The sequence below is a fragment of the Kaistella sp. genome, from assembly GCF_041824135.1.
Lineage (GTDB): Bacteria > Bacteroidota > Bacteroidia > Flavobacteriales > Weeksellaceae > Kaistella.
The window spans coordinates 1-26,508 of sequence record NZ_JBGZYM010000090.1 but is presented as its reverse complement, the minus strand read 5'-3'; the positions used below and the strand labels follow the sequence as shown (position 1 = coordinate 26,508).

General features: G+C 34.9%; 18 protein-coding genes and 1 tRNA gene. 9 read left to right on the top strand and 10 right to left on the bottom strand.

Annotated elements, in window-relative coordinates; genetic code table 11:
* Window positions 1-217: 217 nt before the first annotated feature.
* Together ACEYOS_RS11645 and ACEYOS_RS11640 are read right to left on the bottom strand one after the other, a co-directional pair.
* Entirely contained in the window at window positions 218-1,693 is a 1,476-nt protein-coding gene (locus ACEYOS_RS11645; RefSeq protein ID WP_373708905.1) for a TolC family protein, read from the bottom strand.
* A gap of 155 nt (window positions 1,694-1,848) precedes the next feature.
* Window positions 1,849-7,683 carry an alpha-2-macroglobulin gene (locus tag ACEYOS_RS11640; RefSeq protein ID WP_373708904.1) on the bottom strand — a complete coding sequence of 1,945 codons (5,835 nt, stop codon included), beginning with the start codon at window positions 7,681-7,683 and terminating at the stop codon, window positions 1,849-1,851.
* A gap of 119 nt (window positions 7,684-7,802) precedes the next feature.
* Here ACEYOS_RS11640 and ACEYOS_RS11635 point away from each other — a divergent pair, with 119 nt between their 5' ends.
* The 4 genes from ACEYOS_RS11635 to ACEYOS_RS11620 all read left to right on the top strand — a co-directional run bounded on the left by ACEYOS_RS11635 (window position 7,803) and on the right by ACEYOS_RS11620 (window position 11,831).
* Window positions 7,803-8,504, top strand: a complete 702-nt coding sequence (locus ACEYOS_RS11635; RefSeq protein ID WP_373708903.1) for a hypothetical protein — start codon at window positions 7,803-7,805, stop codon at window positions 8,502-8,504.
* 29 nt (window positions 8,505-8,533) lie between these two features.
* Window positions 8,534-10,336, top strand: a complete 1,803-nt coding sequence (locus tag ACEYOS_RS11630; RefSeq protein WP_373708902.1) for a POTRA domain-containing protein — start codon at window positions 8,534-8,536, stop codon at window positions 10,334-10,336.
* 122 nt (window positions 10,337-10,458) lie between these two features.
* Window positions 10,459-11,541 carry a DNA replication/repair protein RecF gene (locus ACEYOS_RS11625; protein WP_373708901.1) on the top strand — a complete coding sequence of 361 codons (1,083 nt, stop codon included), beginning with the start codon at window positions 10,459-10,461 and terminating at the stop codon, window positions 11,539-11,541.
* Window positions 11,538-11,831 (top strand): hypothetical protein, encoded by a 294-nt coding sequence (locus ACEYOS_RS11620; protein ID WP_305519841.1) that lies wholly within the window; start codon window positions 11,538-11,540, stop codon window positions 11,829-11,831. The genes ACEYOS_RS11625 and ACEYOS_RS11620 overlap by 4 nt, the downstream gene beginning before the upstream one ends.
* Here the strand turns inward: ACEYOS_RS11620 and ACEYOS_RS11615 are convergent.
* Genes ACEYOS_RS11615 through ACEYOS_RS11605 form a run of 3 tightly spaced genes read right to left on the bottom strand, consistent with a single transcriptional unit; the run spans window position 11,809 to window position 15,604 of the window.
* Window positions 11,809-13,842 carry a recombinase gene (locus ACEYOS_RS11615; protein WP_373708900.1) on the bottom strand — a complete coding sequence of 678 codons (2,034 nt, stop codon included), beginning with the start codon at window positions 13,840-13,842 and terminating at the stop codon, window positions 11,809-11,811. The two genes, ACEYOS_RS11620 and ACEYOS_RS11615, sit on opposite strands and share 23 nt — an antisense overlap.
* Window positions 13,843-13,860: 18 nt before the next feature.
* Window positions 13,861-14,505 (bottom strand): monofunctional biosynthetic peptidoglycan transglycosylase, encoded by a 645-nt coding sequence (gene mtgA / locus ACEYOS_RS11610; protein WP_373708899.1) that lies wholly within the window; start codon window positions 14,503-14,505, stop codon window positions 13,861-13,863.
* A 52-nt stretch (window positions 14,506-14,557) separates the two neighbouring features.
* Entirely contained in the window at window positions 14,558-15,604 is a 1,047-nt protein-coding gene (locus ACEYOS_RS11605; protein ID WP_373708898.1) for an ABC transporter substrate-binding protein, read from the bottom strand.
* 46 nt (window positions 15,605-15,650) lie between these two features.
* Between ACEYOS_RS11605 and ACEYOS_RS11600 the strand changes: the two genes are divergently transcribed.
* Window positions 15,651-15,724, top strand: a tRNA-Arg gene (locus ACEYOS_RS11600).
* Between the two features lie 29 nt (window positions 15,725-15,753).
* On the opposite strand, the gene prmA is transcribed toward ACEYOS_RS11600, so the two are convergent.
* From prmA to ACEYOS_RS11585, 3 genes are all read right to left on the bottom strand, one after another.
* A complete protein-coding gene (prmA, locus tag ACEYOS_RS11595; protein ID WP_373708897.1) occupies window positions 15,754-16,581 on the bottom strand; it encodes a 50S ribosomal protein L11 methyltransferase in 828 nt (275 codons plus the stop codon).
* A gap of 210 nt (window positions 16,582-16,791) precedes the next feature.
* Window positions 16,792-17,793 carry a glycosyltransferase family 2 protein gene (locus tag ACEYOS_RS11590; RefSeq protein WP_373708896.1) on the bottom strand — a complete coding sequence of 334 codons (1,002 nt, stop codon included), beginning with the start codon at window positions 17,791-17,793 and terminating at the stop codon, window positions 16,792-16,794.
* Between the two features lie 112 nt (window positions 17,794-17,905).
* The gene (locus ACEYOS_RS11585; RefSeq protein ID WP_373708895.1) at window positions 17,906-19,081 is read right to left on the bottom strand and encodes a class I SAM-dependent RNA methyltransferase; all 1,176 of its coding nucleotides are present in this window, start codon (window positions 19,079-19,081) and stop codon (window positions 17,906-17,908) included.
* Window positions 19,082-19,245: 164 nt separating this feature from the next.
* Here ACEYOS_RS11585 and ACEYOS_RS11580 point away from each other — a divergent pair, with 164 nt between their 5' ends.
* On the top strand, window positions 19,246-19,992 hold the full coding sequence (locus ACEYOS_RS11580) for a class I SAM-dependent methyltransferase (protein WP_373708894.1): 747 nt from the start codon (window positions 19,246-19,248) through the stop codon (window positions 19,990-19,992).
* Window positions 19,993-20,001: 9 nt separating this feature from the next.
* The gene (locus ACEYOS_RS11575) at window positions 20,002-20,694 is read left to right on the top strand and encodes a ZIP family metal transporter (RefSeq protein ID WP_373708893.1); all 693 of its coding nucleotides are present in this window, start codon (window positions 20,002-20,004) and stop codon (window positions 20,692-20,694) included.
* 68 nt (window positions 20,695-20,762) lie between these two features.
* On the opposite strand, the gene ACEYOS_RS11570 is transcribed toward ACEYOS_RS11575, so the two are convergent.
* Both ACEYOS_RS11570 and ACEYOS_RS11565 read right to left on the bottom strand, forming a co-directional pair.
* Window positions 20,763-22,166, bottom strand: a complete 1,404-nt coding sequence (locus ACEYOS_RS11570; protein ID WP_373708892.1) for an OmpP1/FadL family transporter — start codon at window positions 22,164-22,166, stop codon at window positions 20,763-20,765.
* A 25-nt stretch (window positions 22,167-22,191) separates the two neighbouring features.
* Window positions 22,192-23,181, bottom strand: a complete 990-nt coding sequence (locus ACEYOS_RS11565; protein WP_373708891.1) for a prolyl-tRNA synthetase — start codon at window positions 23,179-23,181, stop codon at window positions 22,192-22,194.
* A gap of 145 nt (window positions 23,182-23,326) precedes the next feature.
* On the opposite strand from ACEYOS_RS11565, the gene proS reads away from it, so the two are divergent.
* Together proS and ACEYOS_RS11555 are read left to right on the top strand one after the other, a co-directional pair.
* Complete coding sequence (gene proS / locus ACEYOS_RS11560; RefSeq protein ID WP_373797580.1) at window positions 23,327-24,802, top strand: proline--tRNA ligase; 1,476 nt, start codon at window positions 23,327-23,329, stop codon at window positions 24,800-24,802.
* A 118-nt stretch (window positions 24,803-24,920) separates the two neighbouring features.
* Entirely contained in the window at window positions 24,921-26,204 is a 1,284-nt protein-coding gene (locus tag ACEYOS_RS11555; protein WP_373797579.1) for a DUF937 domain-containing protein, read from the top strand.
* The last annotated feature ends 304 nt before the right edge of the window (window positions 26,205-26,508 follow it).

Here is a 26,508-nt window from a genome sequence, read left to right as displayed (position 1 = left end):
TTTGTTATGATGGATTTAGAAAAACTTACTAAATTTATTTCTACCGCAAAAGAGGCAAAAGTTTTATTTTAATAGAAGTAAATCAATAGTTTGCAAAAGTTTAATATTTTTAATGTTTTACTTTTCGCAGGCTTTTGAAAATCTTTATTTCATCATTTGTCTTTTGTCTCTTTTGCGGTTAAAGACTAAAGATTTATGTTTTAGGAAACCTATTTTATTACAGTTTTTCGATCTGCAAATTCTGCGTGGATTTCATCAGTTCGATGGCGCTTCTTCTTTGATTAAAAATAGCGTTCTGATATTCCAGTTCTGCATTTTGTAAATCATTCTCGGCTTCAATTAAAGCCGCGGAAGTTTTGGTTCCATATCGGAATTCTTTTTCCACTTGTTCTAAACCTTGTTTGGCAATTTCGCGGGATTTTTCTTTCAATTTAATTTGCGCATTTGCAATTGTGTAGTTTGTCTGATTGTTGGCTAAATTCAGATTCAGTTTTTTATAAGCATCGCGTTTTTTATTTTCTAAAATTTCCTTTTCAATTTTGGCTTTTTCAATCAGATGTTTTCCTTCATTACCATCAAAAACATCCCATTTAAAACCAACTCCGGCCTGAACCAATGGCAACACATTTAAACTCGAGGGATTAAAATCCAGTTTCTTTCCGGAATTTGGCAACAATTCTTTTGACGTTGCAATATTCCCATTAAACAATCCAATATAACTTACGGAAGTTTGTGCCTGAACTTTCGGAACCCACCATCTTTCCTCGGCTTTAATCTTATAATCGGTTGCTTTGATGCCGTGATCCAGGGCTTGAATCTCTACTCTATTCTCAATATTTTGATCGAGAACTTCATAAGAAATAGTTTGCAATTGTGGCTGAATTAAAGCTATTCGGTCTCTTTCGATTCCGGTTAAAATTTCGATTTGGGTAATCAGCAATTCTTTTTTTCCTTCGTATTCTACTAATTTAGAATCCAAAGTTGCTTGCGCCAATTCAATTTTCTTGTGATCATAAGGAGTGATCAATCCATAACCCAATGCTTTGTCAGCCGTTTTTTTATTAATATCTAAACGTTTTTTCGCTTCATCTAAAACTTTTTTAGATTCCTGAACCAAGGCCATTTGATCATACGCTTTAGAAATTTCGGTAATGATTTCATCACGGCTTTTCTGCATCAATAAATTTTCAGAAATATTTTTTTCTCTGTTGGCTTCTTTCAGATATTTCACTTTTCCGCCAGAATAAAGCAAAACACTCGCTTCAGCTTTTGCCATCGTCGAAATCCCGGAAATATTAAGATTATTAGAAAGTTGACCTTCTGGAATTGCAGCACCCGGAAAAATGGGTGGAAGTGCGGGAAGATTAATTTCCGGTGAATTAAGACGCGCGGAAGTATAGAGATAACCCGCTTTCCCGGTCACTTCAACTTTCGGAAGAAAAACATCTTTCAGTTTTTGATCATCGAGTTGGGTATATTTATTTTCAAGGGTTTGTTGGGTTAATGTTCCGTCGTTGATCAACGCATGATCGATCAATTCCTGTAAAGTCGGTGCTGTTTGCGCAAATGCCAACGCCGGAAAAAAGAGCAGCAGTTTGCCCAAATTATTTTTAAAGGTTTTCATTTTGTCTGTTGTTTGTTTGATGGTACAAAGTTGCGGAGAATGGAAATCAAATCCTTTGACATTTGTCAAAAAGTGAATTTTCACATGTCAAGAGATGTTGAGATTTATCCTCCTCTATTCGTAAATAAATCTACGAAAAAATCTAAGGTTAAATTTTTCTGATAAACACAAAAAAATCCGCTTCAAAACTGAAACGGATTTGGTTAAAACTTTGACAAAGTACACTATTCGGTAATCGTAATTTTTGTTCCTTTCGTATGCGCATTCATTTGCGGCGCGTAATAATTTTGCAAAGTCGTAATTCCGTTACTAAACGTTCCGGAGGCGTTGCAAATATAATCGTACTCAAAGACATATTTCCCTTTTCTCATATTTTCAATATAGAAATTCGTAGAGGCATCTTTCGTAGATTGATAATAACCTAAACCATTTTTCCATTCATACCTAGAAATCACATTTACAGGTTCAAAACCTGCAGCTCTCATATCTTTCAGATGGATAAATTCCATGTTTCTGTCAGTGTTTAAAATCATTCTAACCGTAACTTTATCGCCTACTTTCAGCGGAGAATTTTCTGCAATTTTGATCAACTCTTCCCCATTTACGGTTTTCACTTTTTTATACAATTCTTTGGTGATGGAAAGGTAAGATTCAGAAGATTTTATTTTATCTAAATCCTCGTAATATTGCCAGAATAAACCACCTTGAACAATTCCAGGACCAGGTTTTGTCACGGTAACTGTTCCTAATTTGTTTTCGATTTTCTCTCCTTTTAAAGTAGATTTCACATAACCAGTTGCTTTCGTATCTGGATTAGTGAGTTCTTTTCCGCCCCAAATAATCGTGGCTTTATCGCTTTCAGAACTTGTCCAGGATTTCCCAGAATTTAAAATGGTGAAAATAACTTCTGCTGTTCCGCGAGAACTTCCCCAAGAATTAACTTCCTTTTGAGTAATCAACCAGATCTTCATTTCTTCGATCAAGGTCTCATCAGTTGGCGTTAATTTATTGAACGCTTCTAACGCTCCGGCGTGATTCACGGTTTTGGAAGAATACCATCCCCAATCGTTCAGATTCTGTTTCCAGTAAACGCCTTGAGTTTCCGAATCCGTCGAAGTTTCTTTTAAGTAAGTCATTAACTTTTTAGAAACAGTTGGAAGTTTATAATCATCAAAAAGTAAAGCAGCGCGGTGCAAACCAAAGAACGTGAAATCTTTGATCTCGGCTTTCGGTGCTTTTCGGATGACTAATGATTTCAACTGAGCGCCTTTTCCTTTTAATGCATATTCTTTCTCCCAGTAATGACGCGTATCTAGATAGTCTAAAACATAATTATTCCAAACGTATTCTTTGTTCACGTCCCAATATTTATGAACTTCTGAATCCACATACTTAACAAGTTTGGAAACCATTTCTTTTTGCTCTGAAGATTGATAATCGCCAACATTTCCTTTCAACCATTCATTGATCTTTCCTAAATTTTTCAGAATATAAAGTGAGTTGTAATAAGAACTCGGATAACCTTGATACCAAGAGAATCCACCATCTGGATTTTGTAGTTTCAGCAACTCGCTCCAATCTTCATTAATCGAATTTCGCATATTATTAGCATCGAACAAACGCGCTAATTTTTCCATTTGTTCAGTTTCATTTTTCGATTCGAAAACCCATGGTGTTTCTTCCAACAGCAATTGTTTCAGTTCCTGATTTTTATCCAGATTACTTTTCAGTAAACCTTTGCTTTGGTATTCTTCAAAAACAGTTTTCAATCTCGGATTGGCTTTGAAAATTTCTGAAGCCAAAACATCAGCAAACCATTTATTGAAAACCACATCTGCAGAATTGTTGGTATCATTTTTCAAACTTGGTAAGGCGAACATAATTTCCCAGATCGGATTGGTCGTTAATTCCAAAGTATTCGAAAAGTTGGTCGCCGTTGTCGAAGTGTTTTTTGCCAAATTTTCTAAAGTAAAAGTTTTGGTTTGTCCTTCTTTCACAAAAATCGGAACAGCATCGGTCACCAACATTCTATTTGGTAGAACAGCAATTGCTTTTTGTTCACCATCAGAAAAGTTTCCGGCTTTGGCTACGACTTTAATAATCATCGAAGAAACCTCATTTGGAACTTTCAATTTCCAGGTTACGACGGAATTTCCATTTTCGGTTAATTCGAACGATTTCTGAGTTTCATTTAAATTGAATTTAGATGAAATATCTTCATTTGTAAAAGCATCTAAAATTTGTAACTGCGCTACTCCACTCAATTTTTTATCGACTAAACTGGACAGTTTTGATTGAAGATTCAGTTCATCACCTTCACGTAAAAACCGAGGATAATTTGGCGTTACAGAAAATTCTTTTTGCGTAACGACTGATTTTTCTAAAGTTGCTGATCGCGCATCTTTTGTGTGCGCCAAGAACATCAGTTTCCATTGCGTTAATGCTTCTGGAGATGTGAATTCAAAAGTTACATTTCCATCTTTGTCGGTCATTAAGTTTGGATAGAAAAATGCTGTTTCATTGAGATTTTGGCGGACTGGAATTTTGTCTAAATTTTCGGTTGTCACAACATTCGCACTAACTTTCATAGAAAGTGTTTTTTTCACCATCCCCTCTTGTTCTTCATCTGCTACCATTGCTGAGTCAACTTGCATTTTTGAAGCAGGTGCGGACATTTCATTTTGAACGGTAATACCTGATGCAAATCCTCGAAGAACTATTTGATTTCCATATATTCCACCATCAAACCAATTAAAATCTGGAACATTTACATTCTTAGTTTTTAAATAAGGAACTCGCTTGTTGTAATTTTCTTGAGCTAAACCTTCATTAATTCCAAAAGAATTCATGAGGAAATATTTCTGATAGATCTGTTGCCAGGAAAAACTATTACCTGCAAATTGGTCCAAAGATTTATCGTACATATTCGCTAAAACTTCAGCGTTGATCTTCTCTTTATCCTCGCCTAAAACTTTTACCGTCCATTTTTCTTTTTGTCCAGGTTCTAATTTATCGCGGAACGTAACCGCTTCAATACGTAAAGGTTTCTTATCGGAAGCAATACTTAAATTGATATTTTCCGTTTTCACATCATTAAAAGCAACCAACTGAAATTGAAGATTGATCTGATCAATGCTTTCATCTTTCGGAAGATTGACAACATATTCTAAAAGTCCATTTTTAAACTTCTTTTGCTCCGTTAAAGTTTCGCCATTCCCATTTTGAATATAAATAGTAACCAAAGCATCCGGAATTGCTGAATAAACATAGATCTTCGCTTTTTCAGTTCTCTTGAATTCCGCTTTTGGTTGAATGACTTTTAAATAAGGCTTTTGTGAATCCGTTAAAAATCGTTTGTCGAAGACCTCGAAAGTTTTTTCCGTTTTGATGGTATCTTTTCCTTCTACATTAAAGAGTTCGAGCTTGTATTTTCCGGCAGCGAGTTTTCCTAGATCCAAAGATTCCTCATTTCGCTGCACACCATTCAGAATGACAGATTCAACTTTCGAATCCTTTTCTTCTTTTGAAAAATAGTCATACGGGAATTTTTGATTAAATTCTGATTTTGAAAAATTCGGGAGATCCTGAATTTGATTTTCAAAATTAGAACGGTAAACTCTTTCTTTCGGTTGAAGTTTCGACAACTTAATCTGATAGGATTTCTTTAAATTTTGATCGTTGTAATTTTTGGTCTCCACTTTAATTTTTAAAGGTTCATCGGTGAAAGTGTCTTTAATATCATCGGCTTTGATATAATGAGAAACCGAGGCGACTTTTACATTTTCCGTCGCAGATTGAGTTTCCCCATTAATATCGGTCACGGAAGCATTGATTTGAAAATTATCGATTTGAATTCCTTCTAAAGTTTCATCTTTCTTCAAATCGATCTTAATGGTAAATTCCCCTTTTTCGTTGGTTTTAACTTCTCCTAAAATAGAATTCTCATTATCATTTCCTCGTGGATACCACCAAAAATATCTCCAGCGGATATTTTGTTTTTTGATTTCATAATTCACGGTTGCATTGCTCAAAGCAACACCCGAAAACATCATGGCTTTCCCTTTCAGTTCAATGGTTTGTCCGTATTTGTATTCTTCTTTTATGGGTTCAAAAGTCACTTCAAATTTCGGACGTTTGTATTCTTCAACTTTAAAATACTTTGTAGCATCACTATCTAAATCATCAGAATCAACTTCCAAAGAGAATTCACCGTTGAGCTTTCCGTTGGGCAAAGTGAAACTTCCGTGGTAAGAACCAAATTCGTTCGACGTAAATTTTTGAGAAGAAACTTCTTCGCCGTTGGCATCATTTAAAATAATTTCTTGGGAAACTCCCGCGTTCACTGTTTCTTTATCATTTACTAATTTCGTGTTGATCACTTTAAAATAAACGATCTGACCAGGTCGATAAATTCCGCGATCAATAAAAATTTGCGCAAGATTTTGCTCTTTTACTTTTTTCGGTTCGTTGTAATATTGATTGCCGTAAACTTGCATCAAATTATAATCATTGGTCGATGGTTGCTGCACCAAATAATATCTGTAATACTGATTATCTTTGGAAACAGGAAATTTGAAAACCGCAGACTGATCTGTTTTCGCAGCCAGAGTGTTTGCTTTTTGGTCGTTGGTGAATTCAAAAATTTTCAAATTCTCATTCGGGATAGACTTTCCATTTTCACGGTTGACGAGTTGTAATTGATTGTCAGCTTTTTTACGTTCGTCTTTTTTACTGTAGATAATTCTGGAATTGGTAGCGATGAAATAGAAATTATCCTGAATGGAGTTTTCAACAACATATTCGGCAAGATAGATTCCAGACGGAAGTCCTTTTATTTCTAAAGATGTTTTATGATTTTTATAATCATTTAAGTCCTTCAGATCAAATGTTTCCTTTCTTACCAAATTTTTCTTAACCGCAGAGAAGCGATTTTTTTCATAGGAATTGGCTACGTATTTTAAGAAGTTATGCTGATCATCTTTGACCTCATAAATATTTAAAGAAAACTTTGCTACATTTTTAGCGTCAGCAACCAGATGAATTGGCAAATTCGCTTGAGTATGTTTCTCGTAATGAATAGACAAATTTGGTTGCAAAATCGAATTCTCTCTATTAAGAATACTGTTTATAAATGTAGACTTCGGATACTGCTCTTTGGCCGATTTTACTAAAGCGAGCGCTGCTGGATATTTTTGTTCCGCTGTTAGTTGATCGATGATTTCAGCAATGATCAATACTTTATAATCACCTTCGGTTGAAGATTTAACTAAATTTTGAAGTTGCTGAATTTTATCTTTACAGTTGGTAAGCGCACAATCATCATTTAATTTTTGATGTTGAAAATAGAGCTTTGAATTTCCAGTATTTTTCTGAATGAGCTCTTGATATAGATTTGAAATTTTTGATTGATTGACCTTCAATTCATTGGGAGTGAACAATTGAGAATTATTGTAGAACTTAATCTCGTTCATCGCATTCCAGTCGAATAAAGTTGGGAAATAATCCAGGTCTTCTGTTCCTTCAAAAATCGATTTATACTTCGACATCGAGATCTTTTGCAAAGCTTCTTTCTTTGTATCTAAACGTTGAAAGTGTTGACTTAAATAATTTTTAAAATCCAGTTTCGACCAGGTTTCAATTTGACCGAGATCCTCATTACTGATATTGGTTCTCTGATTGATCTGCCATTGATTTCGCTGGTAATAATCATTAAAAAAGTCTCCCAGTAACGATTGATACAATAATTGATCATCGCCCTTTAATTTGGAATCCAATCCTTTTAGCTTCGTAAAAAACCGACTGAATGAATCGTTTTTAGTATCATCGTAAGTTTGATTGATAATACTAAATTCTGCTTTTAAAGAACGTATCAATTGAATGGAATTGTCTTCTTTCATGGCCTGGTTTTGAATGTCTAAAATTAAGGGCAGATTAGATTTGTACTTTCCTGATTTGTAATTTTCAGCTACTTTTTTCCACTGATCGTCGTAAGTTTTCTGTCCGAAAACCACCGTAAAACTTATTAACAGCAGGAGGATTGTAAAAATTTTATTTTTCATAGATTTGTTTTCTAATTTGAAACCAGCCCAGGTTTTAAAAACCTCGAAGGTTTGTGAGAATGCACCGTTTAAATTTACTAAAAAAATACATCATCGACAGTCAAATTTATGTTTCTTTAATGGGAACTTTATTTGCTGTGTTTTTTATGTTTGAGCAGAACATTATCAAAACTCCGACCATCGCGCTTATCTTCATCACCTACTTCAGCGGATATATTTATACGAAATATCAGAATAGTAAAAAGGTATTTTATAAAGTTCTTGTTTTTAATGTCATTTGCGGAATTATTTCTGCTGGTTTGATCATCTACAATCACAATGATGGACGGCTTGTAAAATGGCTGATCATCGTGATTTTGGGTTTACTTTATGACAGTAAATTTCTCAAATATTTTGTACGGGAAATTCCTTTATTCAAAATTTTTTACGTTGGACTAACCTGGGCGTTGATCAACTCCTGGCTGATTCTACCAGAATTTAATTCAGAGATCTTTTGGATCAGCTGGATCTTTATTACTGCTTTGGTTTTACCTTTTGATATTCGGGATATGCGATCTGACACTGTTGTTACTTTCCCCCGATTGATTGGGATTCAGAACACCAAATATCTCGCGTATGGTTTGATTTTCATCAGTTTACTGATTGCGATTTTTTACTTAAAAACCGGGTTTTCATTTGCGTTTTTTTTAACTTCGATTTTCACTTATGTCCTGATTTATTTTTCAGAAAACTCGAATAAAGAGACCTATTTTTCTTTTTGGGTAGAGACTTGCAGCGGGCTGCCTTTGCTATTTTTGCTGCTGTATTGGCTCATAAATTGATTGTTCATTTTTAATTTAAAAAGATCACCTTGAATCACAAATATACTTTTCTATTTATCTTCTTATCATCCACGATTTCTTTTATTTCTGCACAAGAGAAAAAGGATTCGTTATACTATAAAATTGAGGAGTTTTCTGATAAAAGAAAATCCACCAAATTTATACACCGCTTGATTTTTCGTCGGGAAGCAGATTCGATTTCAGTTCAATCAAGAACCCAAAAACCTTCCCGTGTTTCTTACAATGGAAAAATAATCAGAAATATTAAAATTGAAACAACAGATCCTTTTGGATATCAAATTTCAGCTAAAAATACAGATTCAAAATGGTATGATCGTCTTGCTGATCGCGTCCATATCGATTCGAAGAGATCAACCATCAAAAATTATTTACTCTTTAAAAAAGGAGAAGAATACAACGCTCAGAAACTGTACGAATCTGAAAGGATTTTGCGGGATATGCAGTTTGTAAACCGTGTAAACATCAGTATTGTAGACAGTGCTTCTACCAAAGATTCAATTGATGTTGTAGTGAAAGTATTGGATTCATGGAGTTTAAAACCCAGGTTAAGATTTTCAGGTAGTAACATTGGAGCCGGGATTAGAGAAGATAATCTGCTTGGTTTGGGACATGAGGTTAGTTTTTTGTACTCCAATGATTTTAAAGATAAGCAGAATCAGGTCACCGCATCTTATATGGCCAACAATATTTTCGGGTCATTTATTAACGCCGGGATTTCTGGCGAGAAAGATTATATAGAAAATGAACGCATTACTTTCAGCGCAAGACGGGATTTCTTTTCACCACTTACCCGTTGGGCAGGCGGATTTACTTTTGAATACTTTATGAGGAAAGTTTTAATGCCTGTTGAAAATTCAGATGCTTTTCCGGAAGTTCAGATCAAGGTGTACAATCAGGATCTGTGGGGCGGCTATCAATTCCCCGTTTTCTTCGGTGACAAAAGTGAAATCTCCAGAAACATTGCCGTTTTAGGTCGTTTTCAAAATTATCAATATAAGGACAATCCTATTATAGATCAACAAAACTTCTTCTCCTCTTACAACAGTTTCTTAGCTTCGGCGACTTATATAGAAAGAAAATTCGATGTTAAAAAGGACATATTCGACTACAACCTTCCTGAAGATATTCCCTACGGAAAATCCTTTGGCATTACCACAGGATTGATGCAGCGAAGCACTAAAACAATTCCTTACGCTGGCGTTTCTACAGGAGTAGGAAGTTTTATCAACTGGGGATATTTAACGGCGAAAGCGGAATATGGCAGATTTTTTAATGAAGAAAAAGAAAACAGCGACTCTTTCAGATTTGAGGGAACATATTTTACGAACTTACATGATTGGAAATTTGCAAAAGTTCGCCATTTCTTTTCTCCTACTTTTGCCTGGGGAAGTGAACTTTATAATTCTTCTTACAAGAATCGAATGACTCTTTCCAGTGACGAAGAATTCCGAGCTTTCAGCGAAGATTTCATCGGAACAAAAAAATTAGTCTTGCGGCATCAGATGCAATTATTTGTGAATAAAACCTGGAAAAATTTTCACTTTAGTCCTTACAGCATCGTTGCTTTGGGTTGGCTTTCTCAAAAAAATCAAAGTCTTTTCAAGGCGAAAACGAATTCAAAATTTGGAGTCGGCGTTCTGATCAACAATCCGTATTTGGTTTTTAACAGAATTCAGCTTTCGTTCGTTTATTATCCTAATGTACCTTTTGATAACAAAGCAGTCTATGAATTTAATGATTACCGCAACAGCATGCTTCCAATCAATTCTTTTGGAACCGATATTCCTCATTTTGTAAATTTCCCAAACTAAAAAATCCTACGCCTGAAATTAAGACCTTTCTGAAATGAAATATTTATCTTTACAAAAAGTAAATTATTTTCATTTTGGGACCATTATCAAGACCCTGAAAAAATATACATTATTTTAGGATTATGATTATTACAAAATTATCCCTTCTCAATTTTAAGAATCACTCAGAACGAAACTTTGAATTTTCCACGCAGATTAATTGCTTTGTCGGAAATAACGGCGTGGGAAAAACAAATATTCTCGATGCTCTTCATTACCTGTCGATGGCCAAAAGTTTTCTTGGAAATAAAGACCTGAATAATATTAAAATCGACGAAGACTTTTTTACGATCGAGGGAACAATAGACGATGGTGAAAAAGAAAACATCATTAAAATCCAGCAACCGAAAGAGGCCAAAAAGATCATTAAAAAAAACGATAAATCGTATGAGCGAATTGCAGATCATATCGGGTTTCTACCAAGCGTCATCATTTCACCGTACGATTCAAATTTAATTTCTGATTCAGGGGAAAGCCGTCGAAAATTCTTAGATGCGATGATTTCTCAAACTGATTCTGACTATCTTTTTAATTTAATTCAATATCAAAAAACCATTCAACAACGGAATGCTCTATTAAAAGATTTCTCGAAAAACAGATATTTCGATGCTGATAATTTAGAAATTTATAATGAACCTTTAATTAAATTCGGATCAAAAATCTTTGAGAAGCGAAGAGAGTTCACGGATTCGATCGTACCTTTAATTCAAAATTATTACGAGATTATTTCGAAAGGAAAAGAAAAAATTACGGTCATCTACGAATCTGATCTGAGCGATAATAATTTCGGAACTTTACTGGGCCAAAATTTAGAAAAAGATCGAATGCTCACGTACACTTCAAAGGGAATTCATAAAGATGATCTGCTTTTTGAGATGAATGGTATTTCGATGAAAAGAACTGCCAGTCAGGGACAGCAGAAATCTTTTCTAATTGCGCTCAAACTTTCCCAAATGAACCGCATTAAGGAATTAACGGGGAAAACTCCAATTCTTTTACTCGACGACATTTTTGATAAACTGGATGATTCCAGAGTTTCACAATTGATAGAACTCGTTAATCAGGAACATTTCGGACAAATATTTATTACAGATACCAGCAGAGAAAGAACTGAAAATGTGGTGAAGAGAATTAATGAAGAAAGTAAAATTTTCGATTTATCATGAAAAAAAAGAAAAGAGAATATCAATCTTCAGAACTGGTTAAATCATTTGCAAGATTATACGGCTTTGAAAATAAATTACTGGCTTTTGAAGTGAAAGATTTCCTGCACGAATATTTGAACGACGCTCTTTTCAATGAGATTGAATCCGTGAATTTGAACAAGAAAATTTTAGAGATCAGAATTAAATCTCCGTTGCTGAAAAACGATTTTCGAATGCGAAAAACCTTTTATTTAAAAAAGTTTCAGGAGAAATTTGGTGAGGAACATTTTATTGATCTTCTGGTTTTGTAACCACCGTATTATCTACCATTTCTTTGGCGCTGTTATCTAAATTAGAGCGAAGCGGCAAGAAAAACCGCAATGGATTTTTCATAAAATACCTAAATATCTCGCGATAAATTTCCCGTACTTCTCCAAAATTAATCTTCCTCGATTGGAAAGCCAAGATCATCGATAAGCCAAAGCTGACCGCAAAGTTGAAAAATCCAATTAAAAAGACCGTGAAAAAAGCAATCCAAAAAGTTGCATTACTCACCGAGAAATCAGCTCCATACAATCCTAACGCAAAGTTCCCGGAAGCGAACGTAATGTGACGAATATCTAAATCTAAACCGAAGAACAATCCGATCGGTCCGGTAACTCCCAAAAAAATACCGAACCAGAAATTAGAAATAATTCCCGCCCAGTTTTTAGCGTAGTATTCTGAAAGTCCTTTTGCTGCATTTTTCCCAAAAAAGTAATTAAGAAATGGATTTTTTTCAATTCTTTTTGGAATGTGGTAAAAGACAGAACTGTTCCCAATATTACCAGAAATAATTCCAGATATAAATAAGAAAAAACCTGCGATACAAGCATGAAAAATAGCTTTAGACTGAATTGGATCCAGATCCTTTAGCAACGCAGCGGATTTTTCAACCGCAAAATTCTGTTTAAAGATGACATCCATTCCGTAGATAATGGCGAGTGCGATTGGGAACGCCAATAAAACATTTCCCATAAAAGCGATGAATTGCGTGCGGAATAATTTAGATACCAAATGGGCAAAATCTACATAATTTTTGCGGGTATTTTCTCCTTCCGAAAGTACTTTCGCCATCGTAGCTGCCGTCATTGCAGGTTGCTTGGTGGCTAAAGTATAATTCATCAAATAAATCATAATGAAACCCATCGCGTAATTGAAAGCATAGAAAAAAGCATGCGAAAAATCGCTGCCCGGAATATAGCCGTATAATAATTTTAAAACGCAAAGAGCTCCGACAATAACTCCACCACCACTCGCCCGCCAGAACATCGACATATAATCTTTGGACGTTGAGGCGATATAATGTGATCCGGTTTCTGCAGTATGATTGGTTATCAAATGCGATTTCAGTCTGGTGCTGTCCGAAATCAGTTCACGCAGATTATTTTTATGCGATTTGTATTCTAATATCTTGAAAAATAATCTTTTGGAATTGCGTAGAACATCTTCCTCTTTATCAAAAATCATCACCGAAAGAATGTCTGACATCCGTTCTAGCTGCTGCCTAATTTTAATTAAAGACTGATTAATTTTTCCAGAAATACCATATTTTGCAGAGTTTTTAAAAGCCAATGCAACAAAGTCTAAACATTGCTGCATTAAAACTTTAATCTGCTTGTAATTGACATCTTTCGACGTTAATTGAAAATCCGGATTGTCTTTGTAGCTATGATTTAATAGATCAATTTCATTCTGCATTGCCAGAAATGGATTGTCAAAATTCCGGTATTCTGGCGCCATATTCACAACTTGTACGTCCATCGCATTTCCGATGATTCGCCAGGCAAGAATATTTAACGAAAATAACAATTCATTTTTAACGCTCGGTTTCAAAATGAATTGATCAATTTTTAATAATCTGAAAATTTCATCTAAATGATCCTTCTTCAAGGTTCTGAAAAATTCCAGATCTGCTTTTGGACGCACAGAAACAGTGTCGACCAAATACCAGATCGTGTCTTCGTTCTCAACACTCGGCAAAATTTTATCCAGCAATCTTTTCTTTAATTCTGGGTAGAAGGCATTTTCTGATAAGATGTTTGCTTCCGTCAATGAAAGGTTAAACGGTTTACCTTCAAATAAATTTCGAATATAATAGCCAAAATTTTCAGTGAGTTCTTTATTTTCCTCTAAAAAATCCAAAACTTCATGAAAATCCTCCGAACGGATACTGCTCAATAATTCAATGAGTGGATCCAAAGATTTACTCTCATTTTGAAAGCTAAAATACTTGGTCAGAATGGTACTGAAACCTTCTCTATGTCGAAAAATAAATCCCATAATCGCAGTAAAGATAATTTATTTCAGCGTGATGTTATTCATTTGCCGCATGATCCAGTTGTGCTTTTTATTAAGGTAAGCAGACGGATTTTTGGGATCATATTTTTGTGGATTTGGTAAAATTGCGGCAATCCAGGCAGCTTCACTTTTTGTCAAATCCTGAGAACTTTTATTAAAGTAATATTTAGAAGCAGCTTCAACTCCAAAAACGCCACGGCCCATTTCAATCGAATTCAGGTATCGTTCTAAGATCACATCTTTACCCCAAACCAGTTCAATAATGAAGGTGTATACGGCTTCAAAACCTTTTCTAATCCAACTTCTGCCTTGCCAAAGAAAAACATTCTTCGCTGTCTGCTGAGAAATCGTGCTTCCTCCGCGAATTTTTTTTCCTTTTTGATTATGCTGCATTGCCTTCTCAATCGCTTTATAATCAAATCCGTTGTGATTAAAAAAGCTTTGATCTTCCGCAGCAATTACCGCTTTTTTTACATTATTGCCCATTTCAGCATAAGAAATATAATCTCTTTTCAGTTTTCCGTATTCCATCAAACCACCAACTTGCGTTATGGTGATCGGCGGATTAAAGAATTTCCCCCAAACAATAAATAAAATATTTGCCAGGACGATGATATAAATGAGTTTTTTAATTTTCTTCCACATAAATAAGGATCCAAAGATATAAGATTTCAAAGGTGCAAAAATAGAGATAATATTACTTCAATTCTTTAAAATAAGTTAATTTATACTTGGGTAATAATTCTGGGTGAAAAATCCTGATATAATCCTTGAGAACGACATCGGCTCTTACTACTCCACTTTCAAAATAATCATTAGATTTTCCTTGTGTTTTGCGATCAATCGTATATAATTTCCCTTCGTTAAACACTGGTAATTTAGTATAATTAGGATTGATCTGAAGCAGTTCTTTTTTATTTTGATGATTGCCAATGTTGACCCAGTATTCTGCTTTCTGACCTTTCACAAAAACCTCTTCAAAACTCATTGGGATTGCTTTGGTTTCAGAATTACCCGAATTGATATAAGTCGCATTCGCATCAAAAATGAATTGTGCTAAGTTTGATTGTCCACCCGGCAGGAACCATTGATTTCCGTACATTTCATTAGCGAGAACAATCGGTTTATTAGCTGAAGTTTTAGCTACTATTTTTAAGGAGTCATACCTTTTTTGAATTTCTTCTACTTTAGAAACTGCTTTTTTTTCATTATTGAAGAGCTTCCCAAACACCAATAAATATTTTGTTTTGTTTAAAGGATTCTGTTCCAAGTACTCATCCAAAAAAATAATTTCGATTCCGTTTTTTTTTATCAGATCATAAGTATTTTCAAAACTTGCGATGTAGTTGGTGAAAATTGCGTCAGGTTTTAGAGCAATAATTTTTTCTAAATTATATTTTTGTTCATTTCCAACATTCTGAATGTTACCAGTCTTTACCAATTGGTGAACTTTTTCTGAATATACATATTCCGGACTTGATATTCCGATGATGTTTCTTTCTAAATCAAGTTCCGTAAAATAACCAACCAAACTCGCATTCAGCAAGATCACTTTTTTATACGGAAGTTTTGAAGTTGGGATCGAATAATCAAACTTCCCGGATTTTAAGTGAAAAGTATTTCCATCTTCTTTAAACTGAACATTTTCGGAAACAATCTGCCAATCTTCTGATGTTGTTTTAATTTCCTTTTTACAGGCGAAAAGAAGAAAAAGTGATAAAAAAGTAAAAAAAGTTGATTTCATTTTTTGAAAGGAATAAAAAATTGTTATATTTGCACACCGAAAAACAGGCCTCGTGGCGCAACTGAATAGCGCACTTGATTACGGCTCAAGAGGTTACTGGTTTGAATCCAGTCGAGGTCACTAAAAACCTAGCATTGCGCTAGGTTTTTTTATTTCTCTAAGAGTAAAGAAACCCACTCTTCCCGCTGAATTTTCTTTGTTAAAGTCAATTTTTCTGCGGTACAGACTTCCAGAATATCATCTACGTCGAAGAAGCATAAACCAGAAAGTAACAATTGTCCGCCGTTATTTAAAATAGAAACGTAAGTTGGAATATCTGAAATCAAAATATTTCTATTGATGTTTGCCAAAATAATATCGAAGTTTTCACTTCCTAAATTATCTGCAGTTCCCTGAGAAATTTCTAGTTCTACCTTATTTCTGGCTGCGTTTTCAATTGAGTTTTCTACGGACCATTCATCGATATCAATTGCCACGGTTTTTCCCGCTCCTTCTTGTTTCGCAAAAATGGCTAAAACCGAAGTTCCGCAACCCATATCCAAGACCGTTTTGCTTTTGAAATCCATGTCCAGCATTTGCTGAATCATCAAATATGTTGTGGCGTGATGACCAGTTCCGAAAGACATTTTGGGCTGAATAATAATCTCGTGTGGCAAGTTCTGATTCTCGTGAAATTCGGCACGAATGGAAACTTGATCTTCGATATTAATCGGTGAAAAGTTTTTTTCCCATTCCTCATTCCAGTTGATATTCGGCATTTCTTTGAAAGTGTAAGAAATATTGATATCTGGATTTTGAAGCAATTGAACTTCTTTTAACTCTTCCTCTTTAAATAATTCTTTTTGAATATATCCTAAAATCCCGTCATACTCTTCTGTAAAACTATCGAAACCTATTTCGATGAGTTCTGCCATCAGGATTTCGTTCCAAGGCTGTAATGGTTGTATTTTAAAATTAAATTCAAGGTAATTTTGCATGCTTATCTTTTTGCAAAAATAGTGATTTTAAGATGAAACTGCGCCCCGGATTGAACGGCATGTTTGAGCTCTTTTTTTATGCAACGGCAAAAGCGCTGGCAAAAAAAAAGCGAGTAGTGAAAGCCGGAAAAGGCGTCCAAAAAAAACTATTCGATAAAGCCTTTCGACGAGATCAATTGTACACCCTGAACTTTGACAAGTTCAGTTGGACTAAGATTTATGAAAATGGGAAGGAAATGCGTCTTCTGGTTTTTGGCGGAAAACATTAAGTAAAATCCACGATTTGAGAAAACCTAAACCATAGGAAAACATTTGAATATAGGTCGCGATAATAGCATTTGCAGCGATGCTGACATTTCTGGTTTTGTATAAGGCGTGGAAGAAAACGATGAACGTATATAGTCCATAAAATCCTAGAATGAGGCCTTTTTGAAAGAAAAAATACTCGATAAATCCAAGGAAATATCCTAATAAAAAGAGCGACGGAAAGGCGAAAGATATTTTCACATACTTCGGATGGCGCTGATTAAGGATCGGACGCGCACAACCGAATTGATAGACTTGTTTGGAGAACTTACCAAAATCTACCCGACGTTTATGATAAACGCCAATATCATCGAAAAAAGCTGTGGTAAAGCCATTCTCCCAAAGCAACATCGATAGATCTGGATCTTCGCCGATGCGCATTTCTGAAAAACCACCGACTTTTTCGAATGTCGATTTTCGAACACCCATATTAAAACTCCTCGGTTGAAATTTGGTGACGGCTTTCTTATTGCCACGTATTCCGCCTGTTGTAAAAACGGAAGTCATCGAATAGGAAATTGCTTTTTGCATCAGGTTAAAGCCTTTGTGGGCTTTGTCTGCACCACCGAAAGCATCGCACGGAATTTCGGAAATGTTCTTTTTCATATTTTGGATATAATCGGTTTCAACAATTACATCAGAGTCGACGAAAACGAGCCAGTCATTTTTGGCTCTTCTGGCACCGTAATTTCGTGACAAACCTGGACCGGAATTATCTTTCCGAAAAAATTCTATCGTTAAACTCTCCTGAAATAATTCTGCTGTTGGACGTAAATTAAGAATCGAACCGTCATCAACAATGATCACCTCAAAATCTTTATCTGTTTGACGCGATAAGGAATTCAACAGCTCGAAAAGTTCGTCTTTTCGATTGTAGATAGCGATGATGATTGAAATGGTGGTCAATGTTATTTTTTGAAATGTTTTGTGGCTTCATCTTCCTTTTTATTGGGAAAGAGATTGAAGAAATTAAGGATTATATCTAAGATGTTCCACAGCATAAATTTAATGATATCTATTAACTATCTCCTTCTCTTCCTTCTAGTTTGTGAATTTTCTTAGTTCCTTCGTACATTTCATATTGCATAAAACGACATTCTAATTTTCCGTTGAATAATTTAATTTTACGGGAAGGTCTTAATCCTACTCTTTTTAATGAATCCATATCTGAAGAAATTAACCACGCCAAAGTATTGGGATAGTTTTTCTTAAACGTGTCTCCAATTTTAGCGTAAAACTCGTCATCGTTAATTACGATTCTTTCGTCATAAGGCGGATTGAACACCATCAGTAATGGGAATAATTCTTTTTTAGAATCAAAGAAATCCTGTTCTCTTACTTCGATCACATCGTCCATTTCAGCCGATTCGATATTGATTCTTGCCGCGTGTAACATATTAGAATCGATATCGTAACCTACAATTTTGCCGGTAAATTCTCTAACGCGATTAAGACGAACTTCTTTAATGGTTGTAAATAATTCGGCATCATAATTCAACCAGTTTTGAAAACCAAACCTTCTACGGAAAGTTTGTGCTGGTAAATCCATAGCGATCATCGCTGCTTCAATTAATAACGTTCCAGAACCACACATTGGATCAAGGAAATTTCCTTTTCCATCCCAACCTGCTAACTGCAACATTCCAGAAGCAAGAACTTCATTCAAAGGAGCTTCGCCCTGTTCTTTTCTGTAACCTCTTTTAAATAATGGATCTCCAGAAGAATCCAAAGAAACGGTTACCAATTCCCGATCGATGTGAAGGTGAATTTTTATGTCTGGATCTTGCGTATCTACGCTGGGTCTTTTATTATATTTGAATTTAAAATAATCGACGATCGCGTCTTTCATTTTCTGAGCCATGAATTGAGAATGCGAAAAACGCTCAGAATAAATGGTCGTATCGATTGCAAAGGTTTGATCAACGGTCATATATTCTTCCCATGGAAAATCGAAAAGTTTATCATAGAAACGGTTTTCGTCCCAAGCTTTAAAAGTTAAGACTGGAACTAAAACTTTCAACGCTGTTCTGGCGGAGTAATTAATTTTATAAAGAAACCCTAAATCGCCTTCACAATTTACTGCACGGTTTTTAACTTCAACATTGGCACCGCCTAGTTTTCTGATTTCTTCTGCTAAAATTGCTTCGAGCCCGAAAAATGTTTTGATCTGTATTTTTAAATTTTCTGTATCCATATATTGGTGATCAACAATTTGTTGATATTTATTAAAGTATTGAGTTTAATCTGAACCTCTTCAAAATGACAAATTAAAGTTAAAAGGTTTTCGAAGATCATTATCCAAAGAAATCTTTTTAAAACTTGTCGTTTTGGAATTGCAAATTTAGTTATTTTTGCAGAATGGCATGGTTTGAAACTTGGTTTGATACTCCTTATTATCATATTCTTTATAAAGACAGAGATTTTGCAGAAGCAGAAAATTTTATCACCTTACTAATCAACTACTTAAACATTCAGAAAGATTCAAAAATTATTGACTTGGCTTGTGGAAAAGGCAGACATTCTGTTTTTTTGAATAAAATGGGTTACGAAGTTTTGGGTTTAGATTTATCTCAACAAAGCATTGAGCACAATAAACAGTTCGAAAATGCATCTTTAAAATTTGAGGTTCATGATATGCGCAATGAAATTCTGACGGAACTTTCAACGCAAAAAGCAGATGCTGTTTTGAACCTTTTCACCAGTTTCGGATATTTTGAAGACGAAAACGACGATCGAAAAGTTTTTCAATCCATTTCAAATATTTTAAAAGATGACGGTTATTTTGTCCTGGATTTCCTGAATGCAAAATGGGTCGAAAATACTTTAGTCAAAGAAGAAATAACGTCCAAAGAAGGAATTGATTTTACTATCAGAAAGAAAATTGAAGATCAATATGTTATCAAAGATATTTCTTTTAAAGACGGCGGAGAGAAATTCCATTTTTTCGAAAAGGTAAAACTTCACACTTTAGAGGAGATGAATATGTATGCGGAAGAATTTAATTTAGAAAGAGTTCAGATTTTTGGTGACTATCACCTGAACGAATTTGAACTAGGAAGTTCTCCACGTTGTATTAATGTGTTCAAAAAGAAAAACCACCTCTAAATTTGAGTTATGATTAGTATTCTTTTAATTCTTAGCGTTTTGATCGGTGTCTTTCTGGGAAAGTTTTTCGGAGACCGCGAACAATTTGCGAAGAATCTTTTGATTGTAAGTGCGGGATTTTTAATTACCATTTGTTTGAATGAAGTTTTTCCGGAAGTATATTCGGGAGAACATCATAATATTGGACTTTGGGTAATTGGCGGCGTTTTGCTGCAAATGTTATTGGAAAATCTCACCAAAGGTTTTGAACATGGCCACTTTCACCATCATACCGAAGGAAAAAATATTCTGCCGTTAGCTTTAATGGTTGGATTGTTTATTCATGCATTTTTAGAAGGAATTCCATTAGCAAATGAAGACGTAGTTTTGAATCCATATTTAACTGGAATCTTAGTTCATAATATTCCAATCTCGTTTATTCTGGGAGCATTTTTGGTTAAGAATAAAAAGTTCTCACCCTCAGCCTTTCTAATTATTTCTATTTTTGCTTTGGCTTCACCTTTAGGTTTAATTTTAGGTAAATATTTCAGCCCAGATTTAGAAGTATATTTCTTGGCCTTAGTTGGTGGAATCTTCCTGCATATATCTTCTGTTATTATTTTTGAAAGTAATAAAAATCATAATGTTGACTGGAAAAAAATTGGTTATGTAACTTTAGGTGTTTTACTGGCGATGACCAGTCATCTGTTTCACAGTCACTAAAATTTAAGACAAAAAAAAGACTCCAAATTTATTTGAAGTCTTTTTTATAATATCTAAATTGTAGTTCGTTAGAATTTCCAACCTAATGTAATGAAAAAGTTGTCTCTAGTGTTTTTTACATTTGAAACTACGGATGCATCAGATTCTACAATATAATTGTCTGAGAAATATCCGGTATTGCTACCTGTTGAACCTCTCAAAAAAGGACTTTTATATTCTGAATTTAAATTTTGATACGCCGCATCAATATAGAATGATCTGAAGTCATATCCGATCCCCGCTCCGATCGTCGTTCTCTTTCCAACGATTAAATCGTCGTAAGAAGTATTGGCAACAGTTCCATTATCTGAAAAAGCTGAAATGCTCATTGAATCAAACGGACTTGAAGCAAAACCATATCCACCTCTTAATCGGAAAGCATCAATTCTATATTCTGCTCCTACTTTAACTTCAGATAAGTTTTTAGAATTATCGCTGAAGAAATTATTCAGTTCAGTTTCGGCATTTCCGAAGACTTTGTATTTCGACTTGGTTAAACCTAAAGTATAATCAACATTGATGGCGAAATTTTTATTCGGAACATAAGCCGCACTTACGGTAGCTTTCATTGGAGAAGAAAGATTTCTATCTTCAGTATAAGTTCCATCGGTAGGATTTTCGTATTCGTTGTACACTCTTGCAATACTCCACCACGTTGGCGTTTCTATAGAAGCTCCTAATCTAAATGGTGGATTAATTTTCCCGATCACCCCAACAGAAGCTGAGAAACCTGTTGATGATTCAGAAAACGGCGTATACTGTTTGTCGTAAACACTTGTTGAGTTATCCAAACTGGAAGTAAAGGCAGCAGAATCATATTGATCAATGGCTGCAGAATGAAAATTCAAGCCAGCACCTACATAAATTCTGTTATCATAATTACCACCAACGGCTAAACTCATTTTAGATACGTCGCCGTAGCGATTATAGGCATGTCCAGCGAGTGCAACGTTATCTATTAAGGTATTCGTTCCGTCGTAAATATCAAAATTCACATTACCATTTCCAGAAGTTTCGGAATAATCCTCAATCGACCGGTTGGAATAATTGACTCCGATATTCACGAACTTCCAAAGCGAAGAACCATCTAACTGGAAAGCCATCACTCCGCCAACATTTGCCAAATCAGTATTATTAACCTTGTAATCTAAAGAAGATCCGGCTAACGAAGTCGCATTCTTACTGTTTTGAATTGCTAAAGTTCCAGACATTTCGCTCGTGATACTAACTCCAATTCCTGCTGGATTTGTATTCATAACAGAGAAATCCCCACCTAAAGCTCCCATCGATCCTGCCATACCGTTGTATTTTGCAGACCCAATTGAGGAAGAATTAGAATAAATATCTGCTGTATTTCTAAGCGTTGAAATATCTTGGGCATTTGCGAAATAAGCCGCTGAGATTCCCAAAACTATAAAAGACTTTTTGATCATTTTTAATATATCTTAAATTAAATTTTTATCGTCTAAAACCACCAGATGATCTTGTAGAACCTGAGCTCGAACTCGATGACCCTGATGAACCACTATTAAAACCACCGCTTGAAGAGTTCCCTGATCTGAATCCATTATCATTAGAATTACTTCTGGTTGGCTGATCATATCTAGGTGTTGATTGTCGCGGCGTAGTATTTTGTCTAGGCGTCCTATTCGGTTGCGGAGATGTTCTGTATCGCGGTTGACTTTGCTGCTGGTTGTTGATTCGTGGCTGCGTATTATATCTAGGATTGGTATTCTGCTGCGTATTATAGCGAGGATTGTCATTTCTAAAACCAGAACTTTGATTATTGTTTGGTCTTACTCCAGAAGTACTATTTCTAAATCCAGAACCATCAGAACCACTTCTTTTATAATTGAATCCAGGAGCATTGTAACTGTTATAACCTCCATATCCGTAGCCATTTCCGTAAGGGGAATAGTAGCCGTAAGGATTGTAACCATAATATGGATTATATCCGTAGTAAGGATTGTAGTAACTGTAGTAAGGACTGTAATATCCGCCGAAAGGACTATAGCCAAATCCCCATGGATTATAGTATCCACTATATCCCCAAGGAGAACCGAAACCGAAACTCATCCCAAAACCAAAGCCTGATGAATAACCGTATGGATATCCCAAAGAATCGTTATAGTAAGTTTCTGTACCTGTAAAGTTGCCCCAATCAGAATTTTGGGAATCTTGCCAGTTTTGATTTCTATTATCAGTATTCAAGTATTTATTTTGATCATCCATTTGTTGATAATCATAATAGTCGCCAACTTGATTTCCGTTATTCATTACAACTCCCACAGGAATAGTATCACTATTTGGATCGTAATAAACACCATCGGTTTCGCTGTAACCACCCATGGTCGCTCCACAGGAAGATAAAATGAAACCTCCTAAAACTGCTAATAATGCTTTCGATTTTAGCAATCCTATCGATTTTTTATAAGTAATTATTTTCATGATAAGGTGAAAAAGTTTTAATTTGATTTATATTTGCAAATGCACCAAAATTGTACCAATTTATTAGGACGAATTTTGAGTAAAAATAAGCTTTTTAGATTAGATATAAAAAGCTACAAAAAGTTAAATTAAAAGATAAAATAGAATGGCAAAAATTACTTCGAGAGCCGAAGATTATAGCAAGTGGTATAATGAACTGGTAGTACAAGCTGATTTGGCGGAAAACTCTGGAGTCCGTGGTTGTATGGTGATTAAACCGTATGGATATGCAATTTGGGAAAAAATGCGTGATGAATTAGATAAGAAATTTAAAGAAACTGGTCATCAGAATGCTTACTTCCCGCTATTTATTCCTAAAAGTTATTTTGAAGCAGAAGAACAAAATGCCGAAGGCTTTGCAAAAGAATGTGCAGTTGTAACTCATTATCGCTTAAAAACAGATCCTAATAATCCTAAGAAATTAATAGTTGATCCCGAAGCAAAATTAGAGGAAGAATTAATCGTTCGTCCGACTTCTGAAGCCATTATCTGGAACACGTATAAAAAATGGATTCAATCTTACCGTGATTTGCCAATTTTAATTAATCAATGGGCAAATGTGGTTCGTTGGGAAATGAGAACGCGTTTCTTTTTAAGAACAGCAGAATTTTTGTGGCAAGAAGGTCATACCGCGCACGCTACTAAAGATGAAGCCATCGAAGAAACTGAAAAAATGATTCACGTTTATGCTGATTTCGTGGAAAACTTCATGGGAATACCAGTAATTAAAGGAATTAAAACGGCGTCGGAAAGATTTGCCGGTGCAGATGAAACGTATTGTATTGAAGCTTTGATGCAGGATGGAAAAGCTTTACAAGCGGGAACTTCTCACTTTTTAGGTCAAAATTTCGGAAAAGCATTTGATGTGAAATTCACCAACAAAGAAGGAAAAATAGAACACGCCTGGGGAACTTCCTGGGGAACTTCTACCCGATTAATCGGTGGTTTGATCATGACGCATTCTGATGATTTAGGTTTGGTACTTCCTCCAAGTTTAGCGCCTATTCAAGTTGTTATTGTACCTATCTTTAAAGGAGAAGATCAACTGAATCAAATTAATGAAGTTGCTTTTGCAATTCAAGATAAATTAAAAGCAAAAGGAATTGCAGTTAAATATGACAACAGAACTGAAAATAAACCGGGCTGGAAATTCGCAGAATATGAATTAAAAGGAGTGCCAATTAGAATTGCAATGGGCGCCAGAGATTTAGAAAACCAAACGGTGGAAATAGCGCGTCGAGATAATTTAACCAAAGAAGTTCAGCCGCTGGAGAATATTGAAGTGTACATCGAAGAATTATTGAAAACGATTCAAAAAGATATTTACGCTAAAGCATTAAATTATAGAGATACACACATTACTACCGTAAATTCTTACGACGAGTTTAAAAAAGTATTGGAAGAAAAAGGTGGATTTATTTCGGCACACTGGGATGGAACCGCTGAAGAAGAAGAACAAATTAAAAATGAAATTAAAGCGACCATTCGTTGTATTCCTTTGAATAATGAAATGGAAGCTGGAATCTCTTTAATTACAGGAAAGCCATCCAAACAAAGAGTAATTTTTGCAAAATCTTACTAATATAGTGTCACCATTGTTTATTTTTAAAATGTTAATATTTTTATAAATTAGGTAATCTTCAACTTTATGGACTAAACTTTGCATATATTTAAATATTAACATTAAAAATTAAACTATTATGGCATTAAACATCATTGATCTTATCAAGGGACAATTAGGTCCAGCGCTAATTTCACAATCAGCTACTCAATTTGGAGAAAGCGAATCAGGAATTTCGAAAGCAATCAGCGCTTTACTTCCAGCAGTAGTTGGAGGTATGGCTAATAATGCTGACAAACCGGGCGTTTTAGACGCAATTATGGGATCTACTTCGAACGGAATGCTCGGTAATTTATTGGGTGGCACGTCAAACAACTCTTTGATTACAACAGTACTGACTGCAATTTTCGGAGATAAAGTTGCAGATATTACTAATGCGGTTTCGACATTTTCGGGTGTAAATAATTCTACATCAAATTCATTATTAAATATGGTGACAGGTGCAACTTTAGGATCTGTGGGTAAATACGCAGCAGATAACAATATAGGTGCATCTGGAATTACCAATTTATTACAAGACCAAAAAGGAATTGTTTCATCATTGTTACCAGCAGGACTATCTTTAGCTTCTTCAGGAGTTGGAAATATGTTTGGTGCACAAGAAGCAGAAAAAGTTACAGTGAGTTCTTATGATCAACCAAAAGTTGAAGTGAACAGAGGCGGTGATACCCACTCACATCCAACTCCAGACAATAACAATAATGAAGGAGGTTCTATCTGGAAATGGTTATTGCCACTTTTATTATTAGGTTTAGCAGGTTGGTTTTTATGGAATAATTACAACAAGGATAAAACCGAAGAAGTAGTTACAACTGACAATACAGAAATGGTTGCCGATTCTACGGCAGGTATGGTTAATGACAGCGCAATGATGGTAACGCCAGTTAAAGAAGTTACCGACATCGATTTGAACGGAAAAATGATCAAAGGATATGCAAATGGAATGGAAGCGTCAATGATCACTTTCCTTAAATCTGATTCGTATAAAAATGCAGCAGACGATGCAGCATTAAAAGAAAACTGGTATGATTTTGACAACGTTAACTTTAAAATTGGTTCTGCTACAGAATTAGAGGCAGGATCTGAAGGTCAAATTCAAAATCTAGCTGAAATCTTAAAAGCGTATCCAGATGCTAAAATTAAAATTGGTGGTTATACTGATATGACTGGAGATGCCGCAAAAAATAAGGCATTATCTCAGCAAAGAGCAGACTTTATTAAATCTGAACTTGGTAAATTAGGAGTAGCAGCACAAGTTGTTGGAGCGGAAGGATACGGAAGCGAATTCGCAAAAGTTCCTGCTACAGCTTCTAACGAAGAAAGAGCTGCAGACAGAAAAATGGCTGTAAGATTTACGAAGTAATAGTTCTAAAATCAATTCAAATTATTCCCGGAGATTTCTTCGGGAATTTTTTTTATTTATATTACAAATGTTGCTAACTACTAAATAACATAGCTATATTTAAGATAAGGAAATGTTTTTATTATCGAACATTTAAACTTTACAGTTCCATCAGTACAATTTATCAAATTTAAAGTCAATAGGAATATTTCCAAATTAATCTAAATTTTCAATATTGATTTTAACAAATTATCGCGTCATATTCTTGTTAGACCCAGCCCACTCTATCAGACATTATTTGCTGCGTAAAACATCCCATTCTTTT

Bases quoted from the DNA above. Each gene is read 5' to 3' on its own strand.
- ACEYOS_RS11640 (WP_373708904.1), bottom strand. From the start codon at position 7,683: ATGAAAAATAAAATTTTTACAATCCTCCTGCTGTTAATAAGTTTTACG.
- ACEYOS_RS11635 (WP_373708903.1), top strand. From the start codon at position 7,803: ATGGGAACTTTATTTGCTGTGTTTTTTATGTTTGAGCAGAACATTATC.
- ACEYOS_RS11625 (WP_373708901.1), top strand. From the start codon at position 10,459: ATGATTATTACAAAATTATCCCTTCTCAATTTTAAGAATCACTCAGAA.
- ACEYOS_RS11620 (WP_305519841.1), top strand. From the start codon at position 11,538: ATGAAAAAAAAGAAAAGAGAATATCAATCTTCAGAACTGGTTAAATCA.
- ACEYOS_RS11615 (WP_373708900.1), bottom strand. From the start codon at position 13,842: ATGGGATTTATTTTTCGACATAGAGAAGGTTTCAGTACCATTCTGACC.
- mtgA (WP_373708899.1), bottom strand. From the start codon at position 14,505: ATGTGGAAGAAAATTAAAAAACTCATTTATATCATCGTCCTGGCAAAT.
- ACEYOS_RS11605 (WP_373708898.1), bottom strand. From the start codon at position 15,604: ATGAAATCAACTTTTTTTACTTTTTTATCACTTTTTCTTCTTTTCGCC.
- prmA (WP_373708897.1), bottom strand. From the start codon at position 16,581: ATGCAAAATTACCTTGAATTTAATTTTAAAATACAACCATTACAGCCT.
- ACEYOS_RS11585 (WP_373708895.1), bottom strand. From the start codon at position 19,081: ATGGATACAGAAAATTTAAAAATACAGATCAAAACATTTTTCGGGCTC.
- ACEYOS_RS11580 (WP_373708894.1), top strand. From the start codon at position 19,246: ATGGCATGGTTTGAAACTTGGTTTGATACTCCTTATTATCATATTCTT.
- ACEYOS_RS11575 (WP_373708893.1), top strand. From the start codon at position 20,002: ATGATTAGTATTCTTTTAATTCTTAGCGTTTTGATCGGTGTCTTTCTG.
- ACEYOS_RS11570 (WP_373708892.1), bottom strand. From the start codon at position 22,166: ATGATCAAAAAGTCTTTTATAGTTTTGGGAATCTCAGCGGCTTATTTC.
- ACEYOS_RS11565 (WP_373708891.1), bottom strand. From the start codon at position 23,181: ATGAAAATAATTACTTATAAAAAATCGATAGGATTGCTAAAATCGAAA.
- proS (WP_373797580.1), top strand. From the start codon at position 23,327: ATGGCAAAAATTACTTCGAGAGCCGAAGATTATAGCAAGTGGTATAAT.
- ACEYOS_RS11555 (WP_373797579.1), top strand. From the start codon at position 24,921: ATGGCATTAAACATCATTGATCTTATCAAGGGACAATTAGGTCCAGCG.